The organism is Variovorax gossypii (assembly GCF_003965815.1).
Taxonomy (GTDB): domain Bacteria; phylum Pseudomonadota; class Gammaproteobacteria; order Burkholderiales; family Burkholderiaceae_C; genus Variovorax; species Variovorax gossypii.
The window spans coordinates 1,008,259-1,023,746 of the sequence record NZ_RXOE01000001.1 but is presented as its reverse complement, the minus strand read 5'-3'; the positions used below and the strand labels follow the sequence as shown (position 1 = coordinate 1,023,746).

At 68.3% G+C, this 15,488-nt stretch carries 14 protein-coding genes; 7 read left to right on the top strand and 7 right to left on the bottom strand.

Annotated features, from left to right (window positions below; all coding sequences use genetic code 11):
* Positions 1 to 48: 48 nt before the first annotated feature.
* The 5 genes from moeA to EJP69_RS04725 all read right to left on the bottom strand — a co-directional run bounded on the left by moeA (position 49) and on the right by EJP69_RS04725 (position 5,280).
* Complete coding sequence (gene moeA / locus EJP69_RS04745; RefSeq protein ID WP_126468867.1) at positions 49 to 1,365, bottom strand: molybdopterin molybdotransferase MoeA; 1,317 nt, start codon at positions 1,363 to 1,365, stop codon at positions 49 to 51.
* Complete coding sequence (mobA, locus tag EJP69_RS04740) at positions 1,362 to 1,997, bottom strand: molybdenum cofactor guanylyltransferase MobA (RefSeq protein WP_126468866.1); 636 nt, start codon at positions 1,995 to 1,997, stop codon at positions 1,362 to 1,364. The genes moeA and mobA overlap by 4 nt, the downstream gene beginning before the upstream one ends.
* Positions 1,998 to 2,011: 14 nt before the next feature.
* Positions 2,012 to 3,160, bottom strand: coding sequence for a GTP 3',8-cyclase MoaA (gene moaA / locus EJP69_RS04735; RefSeq protein ID WP_126468865.1), 1,149 nt, complete (start codon positions 3,158 to 3,160; stop codon positions 2,012 to 2,014).
* Between the two features lie 58 nt (positions 3,161 to 3,218).
* Positions 3,219 to 4,502 (bottom strand): serine hydrolase domain-containing protein, encoded by a 1,284-nt coding sequence (locus EJP69_RS04730; RefSeq protein ID WP_126468864.1) that lies wholly within the window; start codon positions 4,500 to 4,502, stop codon positions 3,219 to 3,221.
* A gap of 88 nt (positions 4,503 to 4,590) precedes the next feature.
* On the bottom strand, positions 4,591 to 5,280 hold the full coding sequence (locus tag EJP69_RS04725) for a hypothetical protein (RefSeq protein WP_126468863.1): 690 nt from the start codon (positions 5,278 to 5,280) through the stop codon (positions 4,591 to 4,593).
* 204 nt (positions 5,281 to 5,484) lie between these two features.
* Between EJP69_RS04725 and EJP69_RS04720 the strand changes: the two genes are divergently transcribed.
* Both EJP69_RS04720 and EJP69_RS04715 read left to right on the top strand, forming a co-directional pair.
* The gene (locus EJP69_RS04720; RefSeq protein WP_093195526.1) at positions 5,485 to 6,120 is read left to right on the top strand and encodes a superoxide dismutase; all 636 of its coding nucleotides are present in this window, start codon (positions 5,485 to 5,487) and stop codon (positions 6,118 to 6,120) included.
* An 11-nt stretch (positions 6,121 to 6,131) separates the two neighbouring features.
* Positions 6,132 to 7,055: a ZIP family metal transporter gene (locus EJP69_RS04715; protein ID WP_126468862.1), complete on the top strand. Its 924-nt coding sequence runs from the start codon at positions 6,132 to 6,134 to the stop codon at positions 7,053 to 7,055.
* Between the two features lie 93 nt (positions 7,056 to 7,148).
* On the opposite strand, the gene EJP69_RS04710 is transcribed toward EJP69_RS04715, so the two are convergent.
* Together EJP69_RS04710 and EJP69_RS04705 are read right to left on the bottom strand one after the other, a co-directional pair.
* Complete coding sequence (locus EJP69_RS04710; RefSeq protein ID WP_093302565.1) at positions 7,149 to 8,582, bottom strand: aldehyde dehydrogenase family protein; 1,434 nt, start codon at positions 8,580 to 8,582, stop codon at positions 7,149 to 7,151.
* A 63-nt stretch (positions 8,583 to 8,645) separates the two neighbouring features.
* Positions 8,646 to 9,197, bottom strand: coding sequence for a peroxiredoxin (locus EJP69_RS04705; RefSeq protein ID WP_093195523.1), 552 nt, complete (start codon positions 9,195 to 9,197; stop codon positions 8,646 to 8,648).
* A 161-nt stretch (positions 9,198 to 9,358) separates the two neighbouring features.
* On the opposite strand from EJP69_RS04705, the gene EJP69_RS04700 reads away from it, so the two are divergent.
* Genes EJP69_RS04700 through EJP69_RS04680 form a run of 5 tightly spaced genes read left to right on the top strand, consistent with a single transcriptional unit; the run spans position 9,359 to position 15,474 of the window.
* Positions 9,359 to 10,936 carry a phospholipase D family protein gene (locus tag EJP69_RS04700; protein WP_126468861.1) on the top strand — a complete coding sequence of 526 codons (1,578 nt, stop codon included), beginning with the start codon at positions 9,359 to 9,361 and terminating at the stop codon, positions 10,934 to 10,936.
* Positions 10,937 to 10,945: 9 nt separating this feature from the next.
* Positions 10,946 to 11,716: a sterol desaturase family protein gene (locus tag EJP69_RS04695; protein WP_126468860.1), complete on the top strand. Its 771-nt coding sequence runs from the start codon at positions 10,946 to 10,948 to the stop codon at positions 11,714 to 11,716.
* Entirely contained in the window at positions 11,700 to 12,647 is a 948-nt protein-coding gene (locus EJP69_RS04690) for a fatty acid desaturase family protein (RefSeq protein ID WP_126468859.1), read from the top strand. The genes EJP69_RS04695 and EJP69_RS04690 overlap by 17 nt, the downstream gene beginning before the upstream one ends.
* Before the next feature lie 3 nt (positions 12,648 to 12,650).
* Positions 12,651 to 14,567: an iron-containing redox enzyme family protein gene (locus EJP69_RS04685; RefSeq protein WP_126468858.1), complete on the top strand. Its 1,917-nt coding sequence runs from the start codon at positions 12,651 to 12,653 to the stop codon at positions 14,565 to 14,567.
* A complete protein-coding gene (locus EJP69_RS04680) occupies positions 14,551 to 15,474 on the top strand; it encodes a DUF6999 family protein (protein WP_093195518.1) in 924 nt (307 codons plus the stop codon). Before EJP69_RS04685 ends, EJP69_RS04680 begins: the two co-directional genes overlap by 17 nt.
* Positions 15,475 to 15,488: the final 14 nt, after the last annotated feature.

The following is a 15,488-nucleotide window of genomic DNA, read 5'->3' as shown; positions in this document are numbered from 1 at the left end:
CGAGGGGGTTGGCGAAGCGACACGAAGTGCGCGAAGCCTGGGGGAGTGCTAGATGTTCCCGTCGAACATCATCACGTCCACTTCCTCGCCGGGGCCCACGCTGCCCTGGTCGTGGCGCAGCACCACGAGCCCGTTGGCTTCCAGCATCGAGCTGAGCACGCCCGATCCCTGGTTGGCCGCCACGCAGATCTCCGGCAGCGCGCCGGGCACGGTCTTCACGAAACCGCGTTGATATTCGGTGCGGCCCGGCTTCTTGCGGATCGGGCCCGTGGTGCGCGCGCGCAGCAGCGGCGATGGCGCGGCCGCCGCTTCATGGCAGCCCATCATGCGCAGCAGGGCGGGCCGCACGAAGGCCAGGAACGTCACCATCACGGCCACCGGATTGCCCGGCAGGCCGAACAGCACGGCAGGCTGCGAAGAGGCTTCGCGTGGGATCAGCCCCACCGCCAGCGGACGCCCCGGACGCATCGCCACGCGCCAGAAGGCCATGTCGCCCAGCTTCTGCATCACGTCGCGCGTGTGGTCGGCCGCGCCCGCGCTCACGCCGCCGCTGGTGATGATGGCGTCGGCCTCGCGCGCGGCACGCTGCAGCGTGGCGGCGAGCGCTGCCGGGTCGTCGCGCACCAGGCCGAGATCGACGACCTCGCAGCCCAGCCGGGCGAGCAGGCCGAAGACGGTGTAGCGGTTGCTGTCGTACACCGCGCCTTCGCGCGGCGCTTCGCCCAGGCTCAGGATCTCGTCGCCGGTCGAGAAGCAGGCCACCCGCAGCCGTCGCAGCACGGGCACGCCGGGCAGACCCAGACTGGCGACCATGCCGAGCGCGGCGGGTGACAGGCGCTCGCCCTTGCGCAGCGCGGGCTGGCCCTTCATGAGGTCTTCGCCGGCAAAGCGGCGGTTGTCGCCGCGGCGCAGCACCCTGGCGGGAAAGCACACGCGATCGCCGTCGACCTTGCAGAACTCCTGCGGAATGACGGTGTCGAGGCCCGCGGGCATCATCGCGCCGGTCATGATGCGCACCGCGTCGCCAGGCCCGAGAGTGCCGCGCCAGGCTGCCCCGGCCAGCGCCGTGCCCGCCACGCGCAGCGTGACGGAGGCGTCGATGGGCGCGTTGTCGGGCAGCACCGCGCCGTCGAAGGCATAGCCGTCCATGGCGGAGTTGTCGTGCGGCGGAACGCTGACGGGCGAGACGACGTCCTCGGCCAGCACGCGGCCGAGGGCGTCGAACAGCGAGATGCTCTCGCGCTGGGTGACGACGGCAGTGGCCGTCAGCTGGGAAAGAAAGGCGTGGACCGCCTCGACGCTCAGGTCGGCGGCGTCGTCGTGGCCCGCGAGGGCTGAAGAGGCGATGTCGGCAATGCGGCTCATCGGTTTTCGAGGGCGTGCAGTTCGGCCAGGGTATTGGCGTTGAAGAAGGCGTCGGGCGCGTCGCCGGGACGGTCGAAGGGCACGTGCACCGCGCGGTGCTGCGAGATCCATGCATGGACCTTGCGGCCGCCGGCGGCGGTGTAGCGAAGCAGGCTGTCGCGCAGTTCGGCGCGCAGCAGGCAGAAGACGGGTTGGGGCCGCAGCGCCGGCCCGTCTTCGGTGGCCTCGGGGGCGAGGGCCATGGCGATGTCGGCCTGGCCGGCGATCGCGGCTTCGGCGAGCCGGGCGGCGAGGTCGGACGGGAACAGGGGCGTGTCGCAGGGCACGGTCAGCAGCCAGGGCGTGGTGCAGTGCTCCAGCCCGGCCAGGAAGCCCGCCAGCGGGCCCGGGTAGTCCGGGAGGCTGTCGGGCCACACCGGCACGCCGAGGGCCTCGTATTCAGCCAGGTTGCGGTTGGCATTGACCATGAGCGGGCCGACCTGCGGCGCCAGCCGCCGCATCGCATGCAGCGCCAGCGGTTCCCCGTTGAAGGGCTGGAGCCCTTTGTCGATGCCGCCCATGCGCGAACCGCGTCCGCCGGCCAGCAGCAATCCCGTGATGTCGGCGGGCGCGATGACGGCGTGCGCGGGCATGGCGGCCGCCTGCCTCATCCGCCGATGTAGCTCATCTCGACGCGGCGCGGCGCCTTGTCGTGGGCGCCGCCGTCGCCTTCCGGACCGTGCAGGGCGCGCAATTCGGAATAGCGGTCGGCGCGGCCCTGCCAGATGTGGCCGATGGCAGAGGCGATGTCCTCGTCGCTGGCGCTGCCGCGCAGCAGCGGGCGAAGGTCGTGGCCGGCGCTGGCGAAGAGGCACAGGTAGAGCTTGCCTTCGGTCGAGAGCCGCGCGCGGCTGCAGTCGTGGCAGAAGGCCTGGGTGACGCTGCTGATGACGCCGATCTCGCCGCTGCCGTCCGCATAGGCCCAGCGCCGGGCGGTCTCGCCGGGCGTGGTGGCTCCCATCGGCACCAGCGGGAACTCGGAATGGATGCGCGTGATGACGTCGGCCGAGGGCAGCACCTCGTCCATGCGCCAGCCGTTGGTGGCGCCCACGTCCATGTACTCGATGAAGCGCAGGATCACCTTGCCGCCGTGGTGCGTGCGGAAGTAGCGCGCCATCGGCAATATTTCCTGCTCGTTGGTGCCGCGCTTGACCACCATGTTGACCTTGACGGGGCCCAGTCCGGCGGCCAGCGCCGCGTCGATGCCGGCCAGCACGTCGGCCACCGGGAAGTCGACGTCGTTCATCTGGCGGAACACCGCGTCGTCGAGGCTGTCGAGGCTGACGGTCACGCGCTGCAGGCCGGCGGCGTGCAGTTGGGCGGCCTTGCGCGCTAGCAGGGAGCCGTTGGTGGTCAGCGTCAGCGCCAGTGGCTCGCCGGTGGGCGTGCGGATCGCGGCGAGCTGCTCGATCAGGCCCTCGATGTTCTTGCGCAGCAGCGGCTCTCCACCGGTCAGCCGGAGCTTGCGCACGCCGTGCGAGGCGAACAGGCGGGCCAGCCGGGTGATTTCCTCGAAGCTCAGCAAGGCGCTGTGCGGCAGGTACTTGTAGTCCTTGTCGAACACGTCCTTCGGCATGCAGTAGCTGCAGCGGAAGTTGCAGCGGTCGGTCACGCTGATGCGCAGGTCGGTCAGCGGCCGGCCCAGGCGGTCGAGCAGCATGCCCGTGGCGGGCACGGCTACCTCCGGCACGGCCACGGCGGGGCGTGCGCGGCCGATGCTGGAGATCGGAATGACGGTGCTGCTGCTGTTCTTCATGGGTTCACGGGGCGGGGCCTGATTTTGCGCCAGGCTCCAAGGGCCTGCGGAACACAGGCTACTTGATCACCGCCGCATAAATCATGTCCCGGGTCAATGTTCTGTAATGTGTCCTGAATTTCGGCGACTGCAGCATCAGCACCACGAACATCTCGTTCTTCGGGTCGACCCACATGTAGGTGCCGCCCGCGCCGCCCCAGTTGTATTCGCCGCCGGCCGAGGGGTAGGGCGCCTCGCCGTCGTTGCGGCGCACGGCAAAGCCCAGGCCGAAACCGTAGCCCGGTCCCGGCAGGTACAGCGGGCCGGGCACGATGCCGGCGCCCGCGTTGGAATGATCGGCGGTCATCAGCGCGATGGTGCGCGGGCCGAGGTAGCGCTTGCCGTCGAGCGAGCCGCCGTTGATCAGCATCTGCAGGAAGCGTGCGTAGTCGTTCGCGGTCGACACCAGCCCGCCGCCGCCCGATTCGTACCTGCGCACCACGCGCGGGTCGTTGAACTCGGCGCCCACGCCGAAGCTGCGGTCGTTGGGCAGCGGCTCGGCGATGCGCGACTGGCGCGCCGGCTCAGGCACGTAGTAGGTGGTGTCCTTCATGCCGAGAGGGTCGAATAGCCGGGCTTTCTCGAACTGGTAGAGCGACTGGCCCGACGCCACCTCGATCACGCGCCCGAGGATGTCGGTCGACTGGCTGTAGTCCCAGGTCGTGCCGGGCTGGTAGGCAAGCGGCAGCTTGGCCAGGCGCTGGGAGAACTCGGCCAGCGTCGGGTCGCCGGCGCCCAGGTCGGCGGCGTTGTAGGCCTGCTTCACGAGGCCGGGGCCGAAGAAGCCGTAGGTCAGGCCCGAGGTGTGGCGCATCAGGTCCTGCACGGTGATCGGGCGGCGCGCGGGCACCGTCTCGAGCACCGGCTTGCCGTCGGCACCGGGCTTCTCGACGCCCACTGTCATGCTGGCGAACTCGGGCAGGTAGGCCGAGATCGGGTCGTCCAGCTTCAGGCGGCCGTCTTCCACCAGCATCATCGCGGCCACCGTGGTGATGGGCTTGCTCATCGAGTAGATGCGGAAGATGCCATCGCGCGGCATCGGTGTGCCGGCCGCGCTGTCGAGCCTGCCGACAGGCTCGAACCACGCCACCTTGCCCTGTCGCGCCACAAGCAGCACCGCGCCCGGGATCTTGCCGGCGGCCACGTCGGCCTTGAGCACGTCGGTGAGCATCTGCAGGCGCTCGGTCGAGAGGCCGACCTGCTCCGGCTTCGCGGCGGGCAATTGCTGCGCCGCCGCAAGCAGGGGAAGGGCCAGGCCCAGGCCGAGCACGGCCGCACGCAGGTTGCGCTTCAGGAATCTCATGGTGTCGTCTCCGTCTTGTCGTGGTGGGTGAAAAACCGCAACCGCCCGGCGGTCTCGCGTGCCGCCTTCGCTGAACTCCCCTCGGGGGCTATCCGCGGCAGAGCTTCAGGTTCGTGCGCGTGGCGCGAACCACGGGCAGGAAGATCTCGGCGTCGGCCGGCGGGTAGTTTTCCTTGATGCCGTCGTCGGTGCGGGCGGCGTCCTCGGCCAGCGGCTGCAGCGTCTTCAGGCAGGCGGCGCGGTCGTTGAGCTTGAACTGCGTGAGCGCGAGGTCGTTGCGCAGCCAGGCCTTGGTGATCCAGTCGAGGGTCTTGTCGCAGTCCGACAGCACGGGGGCGAGGGTGGTCTGCGCCGTGGCGTAGTCCTTCGCGTCGTACTGGCGCTTGAAGCTCTTGCGCGAGCCGGCCACGGCCTTGTCGGTGCAGGCGGGGGCGGGGCGGATATAGGTGCCCTCGAAGCCGGCGCGCATGCCGCAGTAGTCGCGGCACTGGTCCGATCCGTTGGTCGTGACCTGCACCTTGTCGGCATTCAACGCGAAGCTCAGCACGCATCCCGTGTCGTCGAGCTTGGCCTTGCCGCGCGCGATGGTGCCGTCCAGCGCGCAGGTGTGTGCGTTGGCGCCGATGGTGGTGATGTCGAAGTGCCCGTTGGGCTTGACGCGCAGCGAGCCGCTGCCGCCTTCGTAGATGTAGTCGCCGGCCGGCGGCGTGGCGGGCTCGGCGGCGGCGAGGCCGGCGCCAAGGAGCAGTACGAGGGGAAGGATGCGTGCGAGCTTCATCGTTTGAGATCTCCCGGAAACGTGCTGCAGGGCAGTGTATCGATCGTTTCAGGAAGCTTCCTCGGCCATCGGAAATGGCCGGTTTGCAGCATCCATGCCTCATATGTCTTGACGTAGACAATGAGAATTCCTATCATTTGGACGCCTGAGTACGCAGCACGTGGACGACGCAAAGGGCTCTTCCAATCAAGGAGCTTCCCGACCGTGCCGTACACCCTCCCAGCCTTGCCCTATGCCTTCGATGCGCTCGAACCCCACATCGACGCGCAGACCATGGAAATCCACCACGGCAAGCACCACCAGACCTACGTGAACAACCTCAACGCGGCCCTGAATGGCACGCCGCATGAGGAAACTCCGCTCGAAGAGCTGATCGCCGGCGTCGAGCAGCTGCCCGAGGCGCTGCGCGCGCCGGTGCGCAACAACGGCGGCGGCCACGCCAACCACACCCTGTTCTGGACCGTGATGGCCCCCGTCGGCCAAGGCGGCGGCGGTGCACCTGCTGGAGCGCTGGCCAACGCCATCGACGCCGACCTGGGCGGATTCGATGCGTTCAAGGAGGCTTTCACCAAGGCTGCCCTCACGCGCTTCGGCAGCGGCTGGGCGTGGCTGTCGGTGGGCCCCGGCGGCAAGCTCGCGGTGGAAAGCAGCGGCAACCAGGACAGCCCGCTGATGCGCGGCATCGGCTCGGGCAACACGCCGATCCTCGGGCTCGACGTGTGGGAGCACGCTTACTACCTCAAGTACCAGAACCGCCGCCCCGAATACATCGCGGCCTTCTACAACGTCGTGAACTGGGCCGAGGTGGCCCGGCGGCACGCTGCCGCCACCGGCGGCTGAGGAGCAAGCCCATGAACGAGCCGCAGCAGGGCACGGTGGCGCAGGGCGGGCGGCCGAGGCCCGTGCGGCCGATGCGCGAATGGATCGGCTTCACCATCGTCGCGGCGGGCGCGCTGGTGGGCGTCGTCCAGTTCTGGCAGTTCGTGCGATCCGATCCGCTGGTGTGGAACGCCTTGCTCGGCGGCTCGGTCGCCGCGCTGGCGACGGCGCTCGGCACGCTGCCGGTGCTGTTCTCGCAGAAGCTGCCGGAGCGGCTGCAGGACACGCTGTTCGGATTCGGCGCCGGCGTGATGCTCGCGGCCAGCGCCTTCTCGCTGATCATCCCGGGCCTGGAGGCAGCGAAGAACGCGGGCACCTTCGGCGGCGGGAGCTGGGCCGCGGGCGGGGTGATCGGCTCCGCCATCCTGCTTGGCGGCATCGTCCTGATGCTGCTGGACCGCGTGCTGCCGCACGAGCACTTCATCAAGGGCCGCGAAGGCAACGCCGCGAAGCAGCTGCGCCGCACCTGGCTCTTCGTGTTCGCGATCGCGCTGCACAACGTGCCGGAGGGCCTGGCCATCGGCGTGGGCTACGCGGCCAACAACGGGCTGCGCGCCGACGCACTGGCCACCGGCATCGCCATCCAGGACGTGCCCGAGGGGCTGGTGGTCGCGGTGGCGCTGCTGGCCGCCGGCTACAGCCGCGTGTTCGCGGTGCTGATCGGCATGCTCTCGGGACTCGTGGAGCCGCTGGGCGCCGTGCTGGGCGCGGCAGTGGTGGGCCATTCGGCGATGCTGCTGCCCTGGGGGCTGGGCTTCGCGGCGGGCGCGATGCTCTTCGTGATCAGCCACGAGATCATTCCCGAATCGCACCGCAAGGGGCACGAAGCCTTCGCCACCAGCGGGCTGATGATCGGCTTCGTGCTGATGATGCTGCTGGATACCGCGCTGGGGTAGGGCTCCCTTCGCAGGACACCGCGGAACCGGCTTTGCCGGGCCGCAGGTGTCGCCCCGGTGAGGGGGCGCGAAGCCTGGGGGGAGGGCCCAGTTCTAGCCGTGCTTGACGGCGACTGTCTTCAGCGTGGTGAAGCCGTACAGGGCCTCGAAGCCCTTCTCACGGCCATAGCCGGAAGACTTCACACCGCCGAAGGGCAGTTCGACGCCGCCGCCGGCGCCGTAGTTGTTGATGAACACCTGGCCGCTCTTCACGCGCTTGGCCATGCGGAACTGGCGCGCGCCGTCGGCCGTCCAGACGCCGGCGACCAGCCCGAAGTGGGTGGCGTTGGCGAGCGCCACGGCTTCGTCTTCATCGGCGAACTGCATCGCGGCCAGCACGGGGCCGAAGACTTCTTCCTGGGCGAGGCGGTGGTTCACCGGCACGTCGCGCAGCAGGGTGGGGGCCTGGTAGAAGCCGGTCTCGGGCGCTTCCTCGACCACGATGCCCTGCGCCACCATCGGGATGCCGGCGTGCTGCGCGTCGCTCAAAAAGTCCCACACGCGCTGCTGCTGCGTCTGGCGGATCAGCGGGCCCACGTCGAGGTCCATGGCTGCGGGGCCCACGCGCAGCGCCTCGAAGGCATGGCCCAGGCGCTCGAGCAGCGGTTCGTAGATGTCGCGCTGGATCAGCACTCGCGAGCCGGCCGAGCAGGTCTGGCCGGCGTTCTGCACGATGGCGTTGATCACCACCGGAATGGCGGCGTCCAGGTCGGCGTCCGCGAAGATGATCTGCGGGCTCTTGCCGCCCAGCTCCAGCGTGACGGGGCAATGCCGCTCGGCCGCGACCTGCTGGATCAGCGTGCCGATCTTCGGGCTGCCGGTGAAGCTGATGTGGTCGATGCCCGCGTGCCGGGCGAGCGCGTCGCCCACTTCATGGCCATAGCCCGTCACGATGTTCAGCGCACCGGCCGGAAAGCCGACCTCGGCCGCCAGCTGCGCCACGCGGATCAGCGAAAGGCAGGCGTCTTCCGCCGGCTTCACCACGCACACATTGCCCGCCGCCAGGGCGCCGCCCACGCTGCGCCCGAAGATCTGCATCGGGTAGTTCCAGGGAATGATGTGGCCGGTAACGCCGTGCGGCTCGCGCCAGGTGAAGACGCTGTAGCCGTCCTGGTAGGGAATGGTTTCGCCGTGCAGCTTGTCGCAGGCGCCGGCGTAGAACTCGAAGTAGCGCACCAGCGCCACGGCGTCGGCGCGGGCCTGCTTGACGGGCTTGCCGCAGTCGCGCTGCTCGATCAGCGCGAGCTCGTCGACATGCTCGGCGATCTTCTGCGAGAGCTTGAAGAGCAGGCGGCCGCGGTCGGCGGCGCTGACCTTGTGCCACACGCCCTCGAAGCAGTCGCGCGCGGCGCGCACGGCGGAGTCGATGTCGGCGGCGTTGCTGCGCTGGATTTCGTCGAAGGGCTGGCCGTCGGAGGGATCGATGACCGGCAGGGTGCGGCCGGAGGAGGACGGAACGTCCGCGTTGGCGATGTAGTTGAGCTGCATGGGGCTGGATTTTGCGCGAAGCATGCAAAAGCCGTGGCCGCCGCGCGGCACAAACCCCAACCGCTACTTGGCGGCAGTTTTCGGCAGCGCCTTCACTGCATTCAGCATGCGCTCCACGTGCTTGTCCGGATTCAGGTTCTGGTAGTAGTAGGCCACCTTGCCGTCCGGTGCGATCACGTACGACAGGCGGTTGGCGAAATCGGGCCGGGTCTGCATCAGCGCGTCGAAGCCCTGGATCACGGTCTTGCCCTCGTCGGAGGCCACCGGAAAACGGCTCTGGCAGGACTTGACCGAGAACCTGGACAGGGTACCTATGTCGTCCGCCGAGACGCCGATCACGCTGGCGCCCAGCGCGGCGAACTGGTCGATGGCTTCGGCGAAGGCATGGGCCTCGATCGAGCAGTCGTTGGAGTCGGCCGCCGGAAAGAAGTACACCACCACCGGGCCCTTGGCGAGCGCGTCGGCCAGCGAATAGCGGAAGGTCTTGCCGCCGAGGGCGGCGTTGGCGGTGAACTTGGGAACGGGATCGCCGATGTCCAGGGCGGCCCAGGCAGGATGTGCAAGGGCGGTAAAAAACGCCATCCAGGCGATGCGGTGGAGGTGCGAACGAGCCATGATGTAACTCCGCAGCGGTGTGGATCGAATTCTAGGTCGGAGCCTTCGCAAGAAAAGCCTTGAAACCGATACAAGCCGGCCAGCGTAAAGAACGAGAACGAACAGGACAGTCGGACACCACGATGAGAAGAAGAGAAGAACTGAGCAACGGAAGCACCATCATGAACGCCTGGTTCTCAACCTTTCTGCGCATCGCGCTTGCGGGCGCCCTGGCCGCGGTGCTCGGCGCCTGCGGCTCGCTGCCGCCGGCGCGGGAGCGGCCCGCGGAGTTCGCCGCATCCGCCGATTCCTCGACCATGCTGGCGAAGATCGTCGCCGCCTCGACGCCGCCCGAGGAGCATTCGGGCTTCCGGCTGATGCCGCTGGGCGTGTATTCGCTCGACGCGCGCCTCCAGCTCGCCCAGCGGGCGCAGCGCTCGCTGGTGGTGCAGTACTACCAGCTCGAGAACGACCCCGTCGGCCGCCTGCTGCTGCGCACGCTGCGCGAGGCGGCGATGCGCGGCGTGAAGGTGCGGGTGCTGGTGGACGACCTCTACACCGTCAAGAGCCAGCAGCTGTTGCTGGCGCTGTCGGAGACGCCCAATGTCGACGTGCGCCTGTTCAATCCCTTCTGCTGCGGGCGCAACGGTTTCCTGTCGCGCTTCGCGGCGTCGCCCTGGGAGATTCCGCGGCTCAACCATCGCATGCACAACAAGCTCTTCATCGCCGACGGCGTGATGGCGGTGGTGGGCGGGCGCAACATCGCCGAGGAGTATTTCGTGCTGAACGAGGCGCAGAACTTCATCGACATGGACGCGCTGGTGGTCGGCAAGGTGGTGCCGCAGCTCGAGTCGATCTTCGACGCCTACTGGAACAGCCAGCAGGTCTGGCCCATCGCCGACATCGTGACGGGCGAGGGCGGTCGCAAGCCGACCGGCGCCGACTTCGACAGCTGGGTGGGCATGGCGGCACCGCCGCCGAAGGTGGTGCTGCCGCCGTCCGACATTCTGGGCTACGGCCCCATCGCCGAGGAGCTCGACGCCGGCCGCATGGGCCTGCTGTGGGGCGAGGCGCGCGCCATCGCCGATCCGCCCACCAAGCCCACGACCATGACGGCGGATGAGGCCATCGCCACCAGCGTCACGATGAAGGTCTGGGCGCTGCTGCTCGACGCCCAGAGCGAGGTCGACCTGACCTCGCCCTACCTGGTGCCGGGCGAGCGCGGCATGGAGGCCTTCCAGGACCTGGGCCGGCGCAAGGTCAAGCTCACGCTGCTGACCAATTCGCTGGCCGCCAACGACGAGCCGCTGGTGCACACCGGCTACGCGCGCTACCGTGAGAAGCTGCTGCAAAGCGGCGCCGACCTGTACGAGCTGAGCCCGCAGCGAACCACCGCGGGCGAACGCTTCGGCATGTTCGGCAAGTCGCTCGGGCGGCTGCATGCCAAGACCGCCGCCATCGACAAGAGGCGCATCTTCATCGGCTCGATGAACCTCGATCCGCGCTCGGCCAGCCAGAACACCGAGATGGGGGTGGTGGTCGACAGCCCGCAGTTGGCGCGCGAGATGCTTCGCGTCATCAACATCAGCAAGCTGCAGAACTCGTATCGGCTGCGGCTGGCCAAGGACACCGGCACGCTGGAGTGGCTCACCAACGACGGCGAGAAGGAGATGATCCTGACGACCGAGCCGGAGTCGGGCTTCTTCAAGCGCTTCTACAACATGCTCATCGCGCCGATCGTTCCCGAAATGCTGTTGTAGCCTCGGGGGATGGCGCAGACCTTCACCTCGTTGTCCGCCCCGCAGGTCATGCTGTGGGGCCTGCTTTTCTTCGGCGGCATCTATCTCTGCTTCGGCGCCGCCGCCTGGCTGCTGACCAAGCGCGTGCTGCCGGCGGCGGGCATCGGGCGGGTGCTCGATCCGCGGCCGCTGCAGCCGGGGCAGCTGCGGCGCGAGCTGACGCAGTCGGGCGTGTCGGTGCTGATCTTCGGGCTGGGCATGGTGTTTCCGTGGGGGCTGCTGCAACTGGGCTGGGCGCGGCTCGATCCCGATGCGGGGTGGCGGCAGATCGCGGTGGAAATCATCGTGCTCGCGATCTGGAACGACGTGCATTTCTGGATCAACCACCGGCTGCTGCACACGCGCTGGCTGCGGCGCTTCCATGGACCGCACCATCGCTCGTTCGTGACCACGCCGTGGTCGACCTACAGCTTCCACCCGATCGAGGCGCTGATGCTGGGCAACGTGATCCTGCTGCCGATGGTGGTGCACGACTTCAGTTTCTGGTCGCTGGCAGCTGTGCCGGTGTTCAGCCTGTTCTTCAACTGCATCGGGCACTCGAACTACGACTTCTTCACCGGCGTGTCATACAGTCACTGGTTCGCGGCGAGTCGCCGTCACCACCTGCACCACGCGGTGCACAACGGCAACTACGGCTTCCAGTTCACCTTCATGGACCGGCTGTTCGGCACGCGTGTTGCGGCCGACGCGGCCGAACCGGTTCTCCAGGCTTTCCGAAAGAAGCATGGCGCCACGGCCTGACATGGGCCGCCGCCTGCCTTTGCTGCGCCACTGGCGCGACTGGCAGAGCCTCGCCTACCTCGTGGCTCTGCCCGCGCTGGCGGCCTGGCAGTGGTTCCACGGCTTCGACGTGCTGCTCTACGGGCTGATGCTGTTCCTGACGCTCGGCGTCGGCGTGATCCACCACAACCACGTGCACCTGCGGATGTGGCGCAGCAGGCGCCTGAACAGGCTCACCGATTTCTGGATCACGCTGCTGCAGGGCCATCCGACCTTCGTGTTCTGGCCCGCGCACGTGGCCAACCATCATCGCCACCGGCACGGACCGAAGGACGTGGCGCGCACCTATCGCTTCGGCGGCGACACCAACCACCTCTGGGGCTACCTGCTGCATCCGTTCCAGGCCGTGTGGGTGCTGATGCCGCTTTTCTTCGCGTGGCTCGGGCGGTTGCGGCGGCATCGCCGCGGCGCCTGGCGCTACTGCATGGCGCAGTACGCGGTGTGGCTGGCGAGCTGGGCGGTGTTGCTGGCGATCGACTGGCGCAAGGCGCTGCTGTTCGTGATCGTGCCGCAGCTGCACGGCTTGCACTGGCTGCTTGCGACCAACTACCTGCAGCACGCGCACGCCGACGGCCGGAAACCCGTGCGGAAGGAAGCGCCGGGGGCATCGCGCGATACCGCGGGTAGCCGTTTGAACTACGCACGCAATTTCGAAGGGCTGGTGAACCCGTTGCTGTTCAACATCGGCCTGCACACCGCACACCACGAGAACCCGCATGCCCACTGGTCCGAGCTCACCCGCCTGCATCGCGCGCACTACCGCGCGCAGGTGGACCCCGTGCTCAACGAGGGCGGGCTGGTGCCGTACATGGTGCGCGTCTTCGTGCTGGGGGCCGTGTGGCCGCGATTCCGCAGCCGCCCGCTGATGCCCCGCGATTCATCAACTCACTGAACCATGCCTGTCTCATTCCAACGCGTGTACCTAGAAAGCGCCGGCTACTTCATGCCGGGCGAGCCGATTCCCAACGACCGCATGGACGCGTACATCGCGCCGCTCAACCGCATGTCGGAGCGCATCAAGCGGCGCATCCTGGCGGAGAACGGCATCCTCACGCGGCACTACGCGATCGACGCCGAAGGCGTGACCCGGCACACCAATGCGCAACTGGCGGCCGGCGCGATCCGCGACTGCCTGCAGCGCGGCGGCGCGGAGCTGTCGCGGGTGTCGCTGCTGGCCAGCGGCTCGTCGGGCGGCGATACGCTGATGCCGGGCTTCGCCAACATGATCCAGGGCGAGCTGGCGGCACAGCCCATGGAAACGCATTCGGTGCACGGCATCTGCGCCGCGGGCGTGTCGGCGATCCAGACGGCCGCGCAGGGCATCGAGCTGGGCGCGCATCGCTCGGCGATGGCGGTGGCCAGCGAGATGCCGTCGCGCCTCTTCAAGCGTTCGCGCTTCGCGGCTCGCGGCTACGAGACCGACTTCGACTCGCACTTCCTGCGTTGGATGCTGTCCGATGGCGCGGGCGCCTTGCTGCTGTCCGACGGCGCGCCCGCACTGGCTGGGGCGCCGGGCTTGCGCCTGAAGCTGAAATGGGTGCATCAGCGCGCCTTCTCGGGCGACTACCCGGTCTGCATGCAGCTCGGCCTGACCGAAGACCGCGCGCGCGGCCATCTCGACTTCGGCTCATGGGCCGAGGCCGAGGCGGCGGGTGCGCTGTCGCTGCGGCAGGACATCCGGCTGCTGCCGCACCTGTTCGACATCGGCATCCACGAATACGCGGGGCTGGTGCGTGACGGCTGGGTCGATCCGAAGCGGGTCGACCACTTCCTGTGCCACTACTCGTCGGAAAAATTCATCCCGGTGGTCGAGGACCTGATGGCCAAGGCCGACCTGTCGATCCCGCGCGAGCGCTGGTGGAGCAACCTCGCGTGGCGCGGCAATACCGGGGCGGCGTCGATCCTCGTGATGCTGGCCGAGTTCCTGCATACCAAGTCGCTGAAGCCGGGCGAGCAGATCTTCTGCTACGTGCCGGAATCGGGGCGCTTCATGGCGGCGTACATGCTGCTGGAGGTGGAAGCGGTCGATGCCGCGCCCGTCGTGGTGGCGCCGCGCACGGCGGCGGTTCTCGATGACGACCTCGTGATCGCACCCCCGCACGACCCCGACGCCGCGCCCGAGGGGCTGGGCGCACTGCTGACCGAGCTGGCCGCCATCTGGCACGACTACCGATCGCGCGTGTGGCGTACGCCGCTGATCCGCCAGATCCGCGAGCGCCGCTTCGCCGTGCCCGACTACCTGAACTGGATGGAGCAATGGGTGCCGCAGGTGCGCGAGGGCAGCAAGTGGATGCGCGAAGGCGCCGCCTCGCTGAGCGAGCCGTACCAGATGCTGGCCTCGCTGATCGGCGTGCACGCGGGCGAGGAGCAGAACGACTTCAACATCCTCTTCAGCGACTATCGCAAGGCCGGTGGCACGGTCGAGAACATCGAGGAGCTGCGCCGCAACCCCGGCGGCGAGGCGCTCAATGCCTACCTGCACGGCCTGGCCGCAACGCGCGATCCGATTGGCCTGCTGGGGGCGATCTACATCATCGAGGGCACGGGGCAGCGCATCGTGCCGGCGCTGCTGCCGTTGCTCAAGGCCAGCCTGAAGCTGCCGCCGGATGTTTTCCGCTTCCTCGAATACCACGGCCACAACGACGAGAACCACCTGAGCCGCTGGCTCACGGCCGTGGAGATGGTGATGGCCGTGGAAGGGCAGGCGCGCGCCGCCGGCCAGATCGTCGAGACCGCGCGACACACGGCCGCGCTATACCTGATGCAGTTCCAACACATCACGCAGCGAACGCCCCATGGATCGAACGCCTGAATTCCTGACGCAAGCCCACGACGAGCGCGACCCCAGCCCCTGGCTGGCGCTCTACCTCGACCAGAGCACGCCGCTGCCCGACGACGTCAAGGCCGCCTGGCTGGCCGATTCGAGCTCGGGCTCGCGGCAGTACCTGCTGCCGTTCCTGAGGCCGATCGCACGGCTGACGATCATCCTGATCCAGATTGCCAAGGTCTTCGTGCCGCGCAACTGGTCGCATTCGATCCTGCTGCACCGGCTGCTGGCCTGGGGGCTGAAGCGCTTCGTGTCGCCGGAGGCCAACTGGCTGATCCTGCGGCACTTTCACCTGGGCTCGCAGATCCTGGCCTTCATCGGGCGGAATTCGCCGGCGCCGGTGGCCACCAACCCGCTGGAGCCGGCCGACATCGACGCGCTGAAGGACGAGATGTTCCTGAAGCACGACCTGAACCTCTTCAACTTCGTGATCCGGCTGAACACCGCGCTGCGCGACAGGGGGCTGGCGCTGTGCAAGGCCGAGAAGGTCGATTTCTCGATGATCCGGGAGCCTGGGCTGCGGCTGGAGGACATGCCTCAGGGCAGGCTGAATTTCCTGGACCTGCAAAGCGCCATCGAGCTCTTCACGCCGCTGTACCAGCTGATGCTCACGGACAACGATTTCTGGCGCGCGGCCAACTCCCTGCAGCTGGACGAGACCATCGGCATCTATGCGGCGACGATCCTGAACGCGCCGGAACACCTGATCCTGGTCAACAACAAGCACCCGCTGGTGCCGCTGTCGACCCTGCGGGCGGGGCACCGGCTGGTGATCCACGGGCTGTCGACCGAAATGCTTCACAGTCTGCTGCAGCGGATGCAGGCGGCGCACCAGAAGGCCGAAAACGCCGGCCAGCCGGAGACAACCCTGTACGAGCAGCCACTTGCATAGGCGTATGCTGCCCC

Coding starts and splice junctions, on each gene's coding strand:
- EJP69_RS04725 (WP_126468863.1), bottom strand. CDS start 5,280: ATGAAGCTCGCACGCATCCTTCCCCTCGTACTGCTCCTTGGCGCCGGC.
- EJP69_RS04700 (WP_126468861.1), top strand. CDS start 9,359: ATGAACGCCTGGTTCTCAACCTTTCTGCGCATCGCGCTTGCGGGCGCC.
- mobA (WP_126468866.1), bottom strand. CDS start 1,997: ATGCCCGCGCACGCCGTCATCGCGCCCGCCGACATCACGGGATTGCTG.
- EJP69_RS04715 (WP_126468862.1), top strand. CDS start 6,132: ATGAACGAGCCGCAGCAGGGCACGGTGGCGCAGGGCGGGCGGCCGAGG.
- moaA (WP_126468865.1), bottom strand. CDS start 3,160: ATGAAGAACAGCAGCAGCACCGTCATTCCGATCTCCAGCATCGGCCGC.
- EJP69_RS04730 (WP_126468864.1), bottom strand. CDS start 4,502: ATGAGATTCCTGAAGCGCAACCTGCGTGCGGCCGTGCTCGGCCTGGGC.
- moeA (WP_126468867.1), bottom strand. CDS start 1,365: ATGAGCCGCATTGCCGACATCGCCTCTTCAGCCCTCGCGGGCCACGAC.
- EJP69_RS04690 (WP_126468859.1), top strand. CDS start 11,700: ATGGCGCCACGGCCTGACATGGGCCGCCGCCTGCCTTTGCTGCGCCAC.
- EJP69_RS04710 (WP_093302565.1), bottom strand. CDS start 8,582: ATGCAGCTCAACTACATCGCCAACGCGGACGTTCCGTCCTCCTCCGGC.
- EJP69_RS04705 (WP_093195523.1), bottom strand. CDS start 9,197: ATGGCTCGTTCGCACCTCCACCGCATCGCCTGGATGGCGTTTTTTACC.
- EJP69_RS04685 (WP_126468858.1), top strand. CDS start 12,651: ATGCCTGTCTCATTCCAACGCGTGTACCTAGAAAGCGCCGGCTACTTC.
- EJP69_RS04680 (WP_093195518.1), top strand. CDS start 14,551: ATGGATCGAACGCCTGAATTCCTGACGCAAGCCCACGACGAGCGCGAC.
- EJP69_RS04695 (WP_126468860.1), top strand. CDS start 10,946: ATGGCGCAGACCTTCACCTCGTTGTCCGCCCCGCAGGTCATGCTGTGG.